Annotated in this window: 11 protein-coding genes; 4 read left to right on the forward strand and 7 right to left on the reverse strand. The window is 47.4% G+C overall.

Going from position 1 to position 12,542, the window contains the following annotated elements:
• Position 1 precedes the first annotated feature (1 nt).
• From lpxK to kdsB, 3 genes are read left to right on the forward strand one after another with little or no spacing between them, the layout of a single operon-like run.
• Positions 2-1,009 (forward strand): tetraacyldisaccharide 4'-kinase, encoded by a 1,008-nt coding sequence (gene lpxK / locus F0316_RS04865; protein WP_053055813.1) that lies wholly within the window; start codon positions 2-4, stop codon positions 1,007-1,009.
• Positions 990-1,169 carry a Trm112 family protein gene (locus F0316_RS04870; protein WP_000350068.1) on the forward strand — a complete coding sequence of 60 codons (180 nt, stop codon included), beginning with the start codon at positions 990-992 and terminating at the stop codon, positions 1,167-1,169. The genes lpxK and F0316_RS04870 overlap by 20 nt, the downstream gene beginning before the upstream one ends.
• Positions 1,169-1,927, forward strand: coding sequence for a 3-deoxy-manno-octulosonate cytidylyltransferase (gene kdsB, locus F0316_RS04875; RefSeq protein WP_000011334.1), 759 nt, complete (start codon positions 1,169-1,171; stop codon positions 1,925-1,927). Before F0316_RS04870 ends, kdsB begins: the two co-directional genes overlap by 1 nt.
• A 94-nt stretch (positions 1,928-2,021) precedes the next feature.
• Here the strand turns inward: kdsB and F0316_RS04880 are convergent, their stop codons facing one another.
• The 6 genes from F0316_RS04880 to pflA all read right to left on the reverse strand — a co-directional run bounded on the left by F0316_RS04880 (position 2,022) and on the right by pflA (position 9,264).
• Positions 2,022-3,572, reverse strand: a complete 1,551-nt coding sequence (locus F0316_RS04880; RefSeq protein WP_000208355.1) for a SpoVR family protein — start codon at positions 3,570-3,572, stop codon at positions 2,022-2,024.
• 12 nt (positions 3,573-3,584) lie between these two features.
• Positions 3,585-4,856 carry a YeaH/YhbH family protein gene (locus tag F0316_RS04885; RefSeq protein ID WP_053055773.1) on the reverse strand — a complete coding sequence of 424 codons (1,272 nt, stop codon included), beginning with the start codon at positions 4,854-4,856 and terminating at the stop codon, positions 3,585-3,587.
• A gap of 143 nt (positions 4,857-4,999) precedes the next feature.
• The gene (locus tag F0316_RS04890; protein WP_000021516.1) at positions 5,000-6,934 is read right to left on the reverse strand and encodes a PrkA family serine protein kinase; all 1,935 of its coding nucleotides are present in this window, start codon (positions 6,932-6,934) and stop codon (positions 5,000-5,002) included.
• A 240-nt stretch (positions 6,935-7,174) separates the two neighbouring features.
• Entirely contained in the window at positions 7,175-7,675 is a 501-nt protein-coding gene (locus F0316_RS04895) for a YfbU family protein (RefSeq protein WP_000426107.1), read from the reverse strand.
• A 120-nt stretch (positions 7,676-7,795) separates the two neighbouring features.
• Positions 7,796-8,458 carry an energy-coupling factor ABC transporter permease gene (locus F0316_RS04900; protein WP_142609644.1) on the reverse strand — a complete coding sequence of 221 codons (663 nt, stop codon included), beginning with the start codon at positions 8,456-8,458 and terminating at the stop codon, positions 7,796-7,798.
• A gap of 65 nt (positions 8,459-8,523) precedes the next feature.
• On the reverse strand, positions 8,524-9,264 hold the full coding sequence (gene pflA, locus F0316_RS04905) for a pyruvate formate lyase 1-activating protein (RefSeq protein ID WP_000103941.1): 741 nt from the start codon (positions 9,262-9,264) through the stop codon (positions 8,524-8,526).
• A gap of 332 nt (positions 9,265-9,596) precedes the next feature.
• On the opposite strand from pflA, the gene F0316_RS04915 reads away from it, so the two are divergent.
• Positions 9,597-11,477, forward strand: a complete 1,881-nt coding sequence (locus tag F0316_RS04915) for a methyl-accepting chemotaxis protein (RefSeq protein ID WP_149560250.1) — start codon at positions 9,597-9,599, stop codon at positions 11,475-11,477.
• Positions 11,478-11,494: 17 nt separating this feature from the next.
• Here the strand turns inward: F0316_RS04915 and F0316_RS04920 are convergent, their stop codons facing one another.
• Positions 11,495-12,481, reverse strand: a complete 987-nt coding sequence (locus tag F0316_RS04920) for a lipid A deacylase LpxR family protein (RefSeq protein WP_000836384.1) — start codon at positions 12,479-12,481, stop codon at positions 11,495-11,497.
• Positions 12,482-12,542: the final 61 nt, after the last annotated feature.

Genomic DNA, 12,542 nt, shown 5'->3' on the forward strand with positions numbered 1-12,542 from the left:
GGTGATAGAAAAGATCTGGTTTCACCGCCATCCATTAGGTTATCTGTTATGGCCACTGTTGTGGCCATTCAGCGTACTGTTTGGTGTCATCAGCCGCTCACGGCGTAAAGCATATCAAACGGGCGACAAACCCTCCTATCGTGCACCCTTACCCGTGGTCGTGGTGGGTAACATTACAGCCGGTGGTAATGGCAAAACCCCAGTTGTGGTTTGGCTGGTGGAAACGCTGCAAAACCTTGGCTATCGTCCGGGGGTCGTTTCACGTGGTTATGGCGCTAAAGCGCCCAGCTATCCGCTCGTGGTGAATGAGCAAACCCCGGCTCAGCATTGCGGTGATGAGCCGAAACTCATTTTTCAGCGTACCAAAGCGCCTGTAGCGGTCGATCCTGTACGCAGCCAAGCGGTAAAAGCGCTCCTTGAACACGGGGTCAATATCATCGTTACGGATGATGGCTTGCAGCACTATGCGCTGCAGCGCGATATTGAAATTGCAGTAGTGGATGGCGTTCGCCGTTTCGGTAACCAGGAATTGCTCCCTTTAGGTCCTCTGCGTGAACCTGTCAGCCGACTCGATGAAGTCGATTTCATTATCACTAATGGTGGCGTGGCAAAGGCCAATGAAATCGCAATGCGTCTGCAACCGACGGATGCGGTGAATCTTAAGACGGGTGAACGCTGTGCAGTGAGTAAGCTCACTCGCTTGTGCGCCATGGCTGGGATTGGCCATCCTTCCCGATTTTTTAATACTTTGCGTGAACTCAATGCCGATTTAGTTCATTGCCAAGGTTTTGCCGATCATCAAGCCTTTGATGCTGCTCAGTTAAATCAACTGGCGCAGCAAGGCGTTCATCTGGTCATGACAGAAAAAGATGCCGTAAAATGCGCTGAGTTTGCCCAGCCAAATTGGTGGTATCTGCCCGTTTCGGCTCAGTTTGCTCCAGAAGCGGAGCAGCGTATTGTGGACAAAATTAAAGAGGTAATGGAACCGTATGGATCACCGTCTGCTTGAAATCGTCGCTTGCCCAGTATGTAAAGGTAAGCTGACTTACGATAAAGATCGCCAAGAGCTGATTTGTAAGCTGGATCGTCTGGCTTATCCCATCAAAGAAGGCATTCCTGTGCTTTTAGAGCCGGAAGCTCGCAGCATGAGCATGGATGAGGGACGCTAATGTCATTTACTGTCGTGATCCCTGCGCGTTACCAATCCACGCGCTTACCGGGTAAGCCTCTCGCCGACATTGGCGGCAAGCCAATGATTCAGTGGGTATATGAGCAAGCCATGCAAGCGGGAGCCGACCGCGTGATCATTGCAACCGACGATGAGCGTGTTGAACAAGCGGTTCAAGCTTTCGGTGGTGTGGTGTGTATGACTTCGCCGAATCATCAATCTGGCACCGAACGCCTGGCGGAAGTGGTGGCGAAAATGGCGATTCCCGCCGATCACATTGTGGTGAATGTGCAGGGTGATGAGCCTTTGATTCCACCGGCGATTATCCGCCAAGTCGCAGATAACTTAGCAGCATGCAGCGCGCCGATGGCTACGTTGACGGTGGAAATTGAAGATGAAGCGGAAGTGTTCAACCCGAATGCGGTGAAAGTGATCACCGATAAAAACGGTTATGCGCTGTACTTCAGTCGTGCCACGATTCCTTGGGATCGTGATAACTTCGCTAAAGCGGATAAAGCTATCGTTCAACCTTTGCTGCGCCATATCGGCATCTATGCCTACCGCGCAGGTTTTATCAATACCTATCTGGATTGGCAGCCAAGCCAGCTTGAAAAGATTGAATGTTTAGAGCAACTTCGTGTGTTGTGGCATGGTGAGAAAATCCATGTTGCGGTTGCGTTAGAAGCACCGCCAGCAGGGGTGGACACGCCGGAAGATTTGGAAGTGGTGCGACGCATCGTGGCTGAGCGTGCGCAGTAGTTATCAAGTAGAAAAAAGCAGCTAAGCAGAAAAAAGCTCCTTTGCAGGAGCTTTTTTATTAAGTGTTAGGGATGTTGTATTGCAGCCCCAGTACTTAGATTCGACTTTCCGAGTCGTTCTTTTTGGGGCAGGTTGCGAGGATCTCTCTTCTTCCTGTGTCTTTGACCTCCTCCAGTTTGACTTCAAAACCCCATAGACGGTGCAAGTGTTTCAGCACCTCCTCGTAGCTTGGATCTAACGGAATACGATCGTGTGGTACATACTGCAAGGTTAACGAACGGTCGCCTCGAACATCAACGCTATACACTTGAATGTTGGGTTCAAGATTACTGAGATTGTATTGCGCCGCGAGTTTCTCGCGGATTTGTTGATATCCGAGATCATCGTGAATAGCACTGATTTCAATGTGATTTTTTCTATCATCATCGCAAATCGCAAAGAACTTAAAGTCGCGGATCAGCTTAGGTGACAGATATTGGCTGATAAAGCTCTCATCTTTAAAGTTGCGCATCGCAAAATGAAGCGCATCCAACCAGTTTGCACCGGCCAACTCTGGGAACCACTCTTTATCTTCCTCGGTCGGCTCTTCGCAGATCCGCTTAATATCACGGAACATGGCAAAACCGAGTGCATAAGGGTTAATGCCACTGAAATAACGGCTGTTGTAGGGCGGCTGTGCCACAACGCTGGTGTGACTGTGCAAAAACTCCAGCATGAACTTGTCGCTGAGTAAGCCTTCATCATAAAGATGATTGAGTATGGTGTAGTGCCAAAACGTCGCCCATCCTTCGTTCATGACTTGCGTCTGCTTTTGTGGATAAAAATACTGACTGACTTTACGCACAATACGCACGATTTCACGTTGCCAAGGCTCCAGCAAAGGGGCGTGTTTCTCAATAAAATAGAGAATGTTTTCTTGTGGTTCACTCGGGAAGCGGCGCTGCTTCTCTTGCTCTACGGCCTTTTTCGGCACGGTTCGCCATAAGGCATTCACTTGTGATTGCAGATAAGCTTCGCGCTCTTCTTGACGCGCCTTTTCTTCGGCAATCGAGATTTTTTCGGGGCGTTTATAACGGTCAACCCCGTAATTCATTAGCGCATGGCAAGAGTCGAGTAACTTTTCCACTTCGTTCACGCCAAATTTCTGCTCACACTCAGCAATGTAGTTTTTGGCAAACAGCAGGTAATCGATGATCGAGCTGGCATCTGTCCAGGTTTGGAATAGATAGTTGCCTTTGAAGAAGGAATTGTGGCCGTAACAGGCATGCGCCATCACCAGGGCTTGCATGGTTACTGTGTTTTCTTCCATTAGATAGGCGATACAAGGATCGGAGTTAATCACAATTTCGTATGCCAACCCCATCTGACCATGTTTGTAGGTTTGCTCGGTTTGAATGAATTTTTTACCAAACGACCAATGGTTGTAGTTGATTGGCATGCCGATGCTGGAATAGGCATCCATCATCTGCTCTGAGGTGATGATCTCAATCTGGTTTGGGTAAGTGTCCAAACGATAAAGCTCTGCCACGCGACGGATTTCTTGATGGTAGCGCTCGATCAGTTCAAACGTCCAATCTGGGCCATCGGGCAGTCGCTTACTGTTCGTTGCTTTACGCTTAGGTGCGGCTTTGGCTTTGGTAGTCATCTCACAATCTCCCTACGCATTTTCCTTTTGGAACAGCTCCCTAAACACAGGGAAAATATCTTCAACACTGCGGATGTTCTTCATCGCGAAGTTATCGAAGGAGGCCTGTAATTTTTCATATTCGTGCCACAACGTTTGGTGTGAGCGACGCGTGATTTCGATATAGGCATAGTATTGGCAATAGGGCAGCAGCTTGTTAGAGAGTAACTCTTTGCAGCGCGGTGAATCGTCTGCCCAGTTATCCCCATCAGAAGCTTGTGCGCCATAGATGTTCCACTCACCCAGTGGGTAGCGAGCTTCAATGATTTCATGCATCAGCTTGAGTGCACTGGACACTATGGTGCCGCCGGTTTCTTGCGAGTAGAAGAAGTCGTGCTCATTCACTTCTTTAGCTTGGGTATGGTGGCGAATAAATACCACTTCCACGTTTTCATAAGTGCGAGTTAAGAACAGGTACAGCAGTACATAAAAGCGTTTTGCAATATCCTTGGTCGCTTGATCCATCGAGCCTGACACGTCCATCAGACAGAACATTACCGCCTGACTGGAGGGAATCGGGCGCTTTTCGTAGTTTTTGAAGCGCAAATCAAAGGTATCGATAAAGGGCACGCTATCGATTTTATTGCGTAGCTCTTCAATCTCTTGCTTGATGCGCATCTCTTCCATGATTTGTGGTGGTTCGCTACGCTGAATACGTTCGAGTTCCTCTTCCAACTCACTCATCAAACGGCGTTTACCAGCGGTCATCGCCGTACGGCGCGCTAAAGATTGCTGCAGTGAACGCACCACAGAAATATTGGAGGGCACACCTGAGGTTTGAAAACCCGCACGATGGGTTTTCCATTCGGTGATTTTGTTAACTTGGTTTTTCTTGAGATTCGGCAGCGCCAAATCTTCAAACAGAATATCGAGATATTCATCTTTGGAAATTTGGAATACGAAATCATCGCTGCCTTCACCATCGGCACTGGCATCACCTTCACCTGAGCCGCCGCTGCCTTGGCCACCTTTAGGGCGATCGATTTTATCGCCACGAATAAATTGGTCATTGCCCGGATGCACACGTTCACGCACGCCGCCTTTGCCTTGATGAAACATCGGCTCTTTAATGTCACGAGTTGGAATGGAAACATCTTCTCCAGACTCGGTATTAGTGATTGAGCGGCGGTTAACGGCATCCGCAACCGACTCTTTAATCTGCTCTTTGTAACGGCGTAAAAAGCGTTGTCGGTTGACGGTGCTTTTATTTTTGCCGTTTAGCCTTCTGTCGATAAATTGCGCCATGAGCCTCTCCCTAATGACATCACCTCAAACTCGAATCGAGTTTGTTGAGGGGGTGACCTACAGCCCAACAGCGATTCTGTGGGGTAGGTAACACCGTAGGTGGCGGTAGTTGCACTACCGCCGACCATTACACGGCATACACACTATGAGGATTTACGTACTCGCAAGTACCACTCAGACAGCAAGCGGACTTGTTTTTCGGTGTACCCTTTTTCCATCATACGAGCGACGAAGTCATCGTGTTTCTTCTGATCGTCGGATGAGGTCTTAGCGTTGAAGGAGATGACTGGAAGCAGATCTTCAGTATTGGAGAACATCTTTTTCTCAATCACAGTGCGCAATTTCTCGTAGCTGGTCCACACTGGGTTTTGCCCATTGTTGTTGGCACGGGCACGCAGTACGAAGTTAACGATTTCATTACGGAAATCTTTTGGATTGCTGATCCCCGCGGTTTTCTCAATTTTCTCCAGTTCACTGTTGAGTGCAGAGCGGTCAAACAGTTGGCCCGTTTCTGGATCGCGATATTCTTGATCTTGAATCCAGAAGTCGGCGTAGGTGACGTAGCGGTCAAAAATATTCTGACCGTACTCAGAGTAAGACTCTAAGTAAGCGGTTTGGATCTCTTTGCCAATGAATTCGACATAGCGCGGGATTAAATAGCCTTTGAGGAACTCATTGTAGCGATCCGCCGTTTCTTGTGGGAACTGCTCACGCTCGACTTGCTGTTCGATAACGTAGAACAGATGTACTGGGTTCGCGGCGACTTCGGAGTGATCGAAGTTGAACACGCGAGAGAGAATTTTGAACGCAAAACGGGTGGAAAGCCCAGACATGCCTTCGTCAACGCCTGCGTAATCACGGTACTCTTGATAGCTTTTGGCTTTTGGATCGGTATCTTTGAGCGTTTCACCATCATAGACGCGCATTTTTGAGAACAGGGAAGAGTTCTCTGGCACTTTCAGGCGTGACAATACGCTAAATTGCGCCAGCAGATCGAGTGTGCTTGGGGCACAAGGGGCCTTGGAGAGCTCACTGTGATCCAACAGTTTTTGGTAGATTTTGACTTCTTCTGAAACGCGCAGACAGTAAGGCACTTTGACAATATAAACCCGGTCTAGGAACGCTTCATTGTTCTTGTTGTTACGGAAAGTCTGCCACTCGGATTCGTTGGAGTGAGCGAGGATCATGCCATCAAATGGTAACGCAGAAAGTCCTTCGGTGCCGTTATAGTTACCCTCTTGGGTGGCCGTTAACAGTGGGTGTAGCACTTTAATCGGTGCTTTGAACATTTCCACGAATTCCATCAAACCTTGGTTGGCGCGGCATAGCGCACCGGAGTAGCTGTAGGCATCTGGGTCATCTTGTGAAAAGTGTTCGAGTTTACGAATATCGACTTTACCGACCAGAGACGAAATATCTTGGTTGTTTTCATCACCCGGCTCGGTTTTAGCGACCGCGATTTGATCCAAAATGGATGGACGTACTTTCACTACTTTGAATTTAGTGATGTCACCACCAAATTCATGCAGGCGTTTGGCAGCCCAAGGTGACATGATGGAACGCAAGTAACGACGATCAATGCCATATTCTTGTTTGAGCAGTTCACCATCCTCATTCACATCAAATAGACAGAAGGGGTGGTCGTTAACAGGACTGCGTTGGCCATTGGCTGATAACACATAAATCGGCATTTGTTGCATTAAGGCTTTGAGCTTTTCTGCCAGTGATGATTTACCGCCGCCCACAGGGCCAAGTAAATAGAGAATCTGTTTGCGCTCTTCCAAGCCTTGCGCAGCATGTTTGAGGTAAGCGACGATCTGTTCTATGGCTTCTTCCATGCCATAAAAATCTTCGAAAGTTTTATAACGAGCAATCACTCGGTTGGAAAAAATACGGCTAAGGCGCGAGTGTTTGGATGTATCAATCATCTCGGGTTCGCCGATAGCCAGCAACAAGCGCTCCGCGGCATTGGCATAAGCACTTTTGTTTTCTTTACACAGAGCCAGAAAGTCCTGAATGGACAGCTCTTCATCCTTGGCGGCTTCATAGCGTGCCTGAAAGTGTTCAAAAATACTCATAGTTGTTTCCCCTTTGAAAATGTCATGACGACATACAACCGCTGTATACAAATCCCTAACAATTTAAGCCTAGTCTGTAATCTACTCTTTTGCTTAAAAATTATGGTTTTATTTCAAAATCGTGATTTCGAGTAAGCCGATAAGTCAAAGCGGCGAAGAGGAATCGGTGTGATGGGAAAATCGCAAAACAAAAGCTGGCCTAGAGCCAGCTCAAGAGAATAAAGAGATGGAAAAGTGGAATTAGGCGTTCATGATTTGACGCAATTCATTACCTGACAGATGGTATTGGCGTGGGCAGTTGCGCCAAGTGGTCAGCATGCGGCGGTATTTTGCCAACATCGGCATTTGGCTGTTGAAATGGTGTTCGCCTTTATCAAACTGAGGATAGAGACCTTCAGAGTCCACTAAGAAACGGACGTAATTGACCAATTGTGCTTCGGTCGCCATATCAAAGCCTAGGAATGTCAAACGGCGTTGGTCTACATCTTTGCGTGCAGCATCGTCCAGCATTCGGTTGGATTCTTGCATCGCATGGTACATCTCCATGATGTCGATGATTTCACGACACTCGGTTTCAGGCAGGCAGCCAAACTCGCGGTTCAGTTCACGCATGTGTAGCTCATAGCCACGCTCAACAATCGTTTGTAAGCGCTTGTATTTGTTTGCGTTATTGGGGTCGAGTTGTGACATAAGGAAATATTGGTTCGATAGGATCAAACGCTGAGCGTTGGTCATTTCCATGTAAAGCCTCACTTCAAATCAGAGTTATTATTTTGCTGATTTAAGGTTAACAGCATTGGTGCAGAGTGAAACATGATCTCAACACGGTTTTAATAGTGAAAGCACAAAAAAACAGCATGCTTAATGATGATAGTGGTTGTACAAATAATCGCGATCGGAAAAAACGCGCAGCCACTCAGGGCGGAATACGGCCAAAATGGCGAGCGCCATGCCATTCAGCAGGCCTTCAGGGAAGGCGAGTAGCGGAACAAAAATCAAATAGTTGTCGGTGATTGTGAGCCAGTCATAAGCGCCTAACTGCCAGATATAAAGGGAGTTAAGCAACAGATGCAAACTGCCGGTAACGCCGGCATTAAAAAAGCCAGCCACAAAAATAAACACGAAGATGTTTCTCGGTAGGTAGTGATAGCTCAAGGCAAAAATCGAGTAACTGATCAAGATTGGCAGCAAACTCGACAGCAGTAGATATTCTGGTAAAGCGGCAAAACTTATTTTGCCAAACAGTGCGAGGGTGGCGCTGACCGGCAGGGTGAGAATAAAAGCGCTGCGCCAACCATACATCATGGTCAGTGTGGTTAAGGCGAGAAAATGAATGCTCAATCCTTCTTTGACACTGGCTTGTGCCGACCAAAGCAGAAAGAGACCCAGCATCACAAAGTAGGTGAGATGTTGGAAGGATTTGTCATCTCGAAACTTCGGCCACAGCGCGTGTTGGGTATCTTTTCTGACCCAAAACAACACGATGAAGAGAATGATGGTCGAAGCGATTTGTGCGAGTTCCAATTGCGTTACCTAAAAAAATACCAACCTGAGGTTGGTATTTTTTACGATAACGTCGAGAGGATGAATCAATATTTTACGTTTGAGTGATACTGCTCAAGGATCGCTACGATTTTATCCATGGTTTCTTTGCTTGGCGGATTCACACCTTCCAGTGGATATTCTTCGCCCATGGCTTCCCATTTGTGTGCGCCAAGTTTGTGGTAAGGCAGCAGCTCAATTTTCTCGATGTTTTCCATGTCTTTAATAAACTCACCCAGTTGATGAGCAGATGCTTCATCATCGGTGTAACCTGGAACCACCACGTAACGCAACCAAGTTTTTTGGCCAATTTGATGCAGGTAGCGCGCAAAATCTAAGGTGCGTTTGTTAGACACGCCAATCAAATCTTGGTGGATCTCATCATCCATCTGTTTGATATCGAGCATCACCAAATCAGTCACTTCTAACACTTCGTCAATCACAGGTGTGAATTTACGCACGTAGCCATTGGTGTCTAAACAGGTATGAATACCTTCGGCTTTCGCTGCGCGGAAAAAGTCACGCACAAATTCGGGTTGCAGCATGGCTTCCCCACCAGAGCACGTGATGCCGCCACCAGAAGCGTTCATAAAATGGCGATAAGATTTCGCTTCTTTGATGATTTCCTCAACCGTGACTTCACGACCCGTATGGGTATCCCAAGTGTCTCGATTATGACAATACTTGCAGCGGAACAGGCACCCTTGCAGGAAGACAATAAAGCGGATTCCTGGGCCATCAACAGTGCCACAAGATTCGAAAGAGTGAATTCGACCAATGGTAGACATGAGCGCTTCTCAGTTATGTAGTTTGGCCGTTATTTTATTACAAATAGCAGGGATTAAATAGGTTTATCTCCCTGATAATTGGTCGCATCACCAGTGACAGCAAGGGCTGGTGGGCATTTGGACTCTTTTCTCCCTTCTTCTCATCCTGCCTAGTGGCGCTCTTATGTACACGACTCTCTTGGAGACGAACAATCAATTTCAGTGAAAAATGGGTAAGTTCGGCATCCTAGGTCTAAACTTTTGCTATCCATAAGAAAGAGTATCTGTTGTCAGTGGGCAAGCTGGCAAACTGAACAGTGCAGTGATGCAGTATTTAAAAAGGAAGTGAAAAGATGGATGTCACGCAACTTTCACAAAAGCAAAAAATCACCTTATTTATCCTTGTACTTTGCTTGGGCTTCATCGGGTTAGCGGTTTTTACCGCGCAAAGTTTATCTAAGATGAACTTGCAGTATCAACAAAGTGGCGATGTGACAGCGGGCTCCGCGGCTTTATTTGCGACTCAAGCACAGCTGTTTGAGTTAGCCGCTGAGCGTGAACATCTCTCGTCAAACAAGGTGTCTGAGATTAAAACGCGCTTGGCTCAGCTAATGCAGAAAGTGGAAGGGGATAAGCGCTTTCTTGCCGAGAATAACTTTGCTAATGAAGGTAACGCTTTACAGCAAGCGGTGCAGGCTTTTAATGACGATATGCAGCCGTGGCTTGAGATTAAAGGCGAGCTTGGTTTTAACGTCGATGATGGTAAGTTGGCCGATCTGAAAAAACTGGCGGCGACTATAGAAAAGAAAATTGATGAAACCGGTATGGTAACCATCAATTCCGATTTTCAAGCCATGATCAAAGCCCAACAAAATTACCTACTACAACCGAATGAACAAAATTTGCGCTTATTTAATCGGGCGTTAGCGGGTTTTGTCAGCATGTCGCAATCCTACGCCATGCTCGATCTGTATAAAGCGGAAATTGAGCAATTTAAAACCACATTTTTGCGAGTCAGTGAGCTGTCGCAGCAAGTCAAAGATATCGAAAAAAACTTACTCAGTAGTGAAGCAACAGCGCAAGGTGTGATTGAATCAACCGCGCAGCGTCTAGAAGAGGTGAGTAGTCGTTATCAATCGTTAGCTGAGAAAGCGGGCGAGCAAACCTTGCTCTCCATTTTAGTCGCTTGTGTGATTCTGGCAGTGTTGACCATATTGCTGTTTATGATGGTGAGTTTCTCGCTATCTAAAGCGTTAACACAGATAGGCCGCGTATTAGAAAAGCTCTCTTCTGGCGATCTCTCTCAGCGCTTAGCTCTGACATCCAATAAAAAAGATGAGTTTAATCAGTTAGCGTTTGCGGTGAACAAGAGTTGTGAAAACCTCGGCGGATTAGTGCATGTCGTGCAAGATCGTAGTGTGGCATTGTCAGGGGATGCTGTGGCGCTCAATCAAGCGATTGATAATCTGGTACGCGGTCAGTCTGATGTGATGGATCAAACCCAAAGACTCGCGTCAGCAACCGAAGAGGTCAGTTTAACCACGCAGCAAGTCTCTCATTCTCTCGAAGTGGTCGCCAATGTGAGTAAAGCCTCGACTTTAGCGGCTGCGGAAGGCAGTAAAGTTATTAGTGCTGCGATTGGCTCTTTGCGTGAGGTCGGAAGTATTTTGCAGTCAGCCGCCAGCCATATTCAGCAGCTAGAACAAGCTTCCGCCAAAGTCGACTCAGTGATGGACATCATTAACGGTATCGCAGAGCAAACGAATTTATTGGCACTCAATGCGGCGATTGAAGCTGCTCGTGCGGGTGAGCAAGGACGTGGATTTGCGGTTGTCGCCGATGAGGTGCGTAGTTTAGCCGTCAGAACGGTGAATGCGGTGAGCGAAATTTCCGGCACGATAGAAACTATGAAAAAAGAGAGTGCGGAAGTGATTTTGTTTATGAACCAATCCGAGCAGACCATGGAAGAGGGGCAAAGCAAAGGCAATCAAGCCATGCAAGCGTTACAGCGAATTACCCAAGGGACGGATGAAGCCGCATCGCAAACGGAAAGAATTTTTTCGTCGATAAAAGAGCTGTCCGCAACCAGCCAAGCAATGGCCGAAAGCATGAGCCAAATTTCGAGTGCGATGCAAGCGTTGGAGTCGTATAACACTCAACTGCGCGTGACCAGCCGTGAAGTTGAGACACGCGCAGAGAGTTTAGAGCATGATTGCCGACGCTTTACGTTGTAGAGCCTCGATTGTCCGCGCTAGAAGAAGGCGTACAGCGCCACGTTACCGGTACCGCTAATCGACTCTTTATCTTCTTTAAATTCAGGAGTGTTAGCGGTAAAGGTTAAACTGGCCCCAAAACTACGAGCATACATAGCAAAACCGACTACAGCAGTGGCTTGCCATGGCTCAACATGCACTTGGTAATACTCGGCGGGTTGATCTAAGCCATTCAGCGGTCTGTCACCTTCAATCGTCACATCGTTAAATCGATAGCGACCCTCGATACCGGTGAACACAAACCAGCCTTGGTTGGATGCCCCAATCATGCCGGGGGTAAACGGATTCTCAACCGAAATTTGGGCGGCGCCAAAGTTGTTTTCTAAATCGGTTCCCCAGCGCAACATGAGCCCAGAGGAAAGGTCACTGCGAAAGTTGCCGATATTCACTTCAGAAATATTGGCCAGCTCTAACTCTGTACCGGCTAAAGCATGGTAGCGACCCCAGTTAAAATGGGAGCGATAACCTAGGCTACCCACCAATTGATCTTCCACTTGGTATGCCCAGCCATTGGGCTCATCGGATTTCGTAATGCTGTGCACCAATTTTTGCGCTTCTTCTGACAAAGCGCTTTCCCCTGTCATCCCTAAGGTGAGATTGAAGCGTTGTGCTTGTTGTGGATGTAGGCTTAAGTAATTGAACTCAGTGTGTAGATAACCTGCATAAGGGCGTTCGTTCGGCTGTGGTTTGGTCAATTCAATATCAGAAGGCGTCCACATCTTATGCCCGAGGGTGAATTCCCATTTGTCCAGACTGGGAGCGCCCCAAATGGATAAACTCAGCGGTTTTGCAAGCCAATAAGGGGTAATGGCGCCAGAGGTATAGCTTAGGAAAAGGCCATTAGTGTAGTTTTGATCTACCCCGAATACACCGTCGTTATCGATGCTCAGGGAGAAGGTTGAAGTCTGTGCAGCCGCCGCGTAAGTGCTGATGAACAGTAAAGGTAAATAGCGAATCGATTTCATGGTTAGCGAACAATGTCTCGGAGAAATAAAACAAAAGCTCATTAATCATGAGCTATTGTGG

This window comes from Vibrio cholerae (assembly GCF_008369605.1).
Lineage (GTDB): Bacteria > Pseudomonadota > Gammaproteobacteria > Enterobacterales > Vibrionaceae > Vibrio > Vibrio cholerae.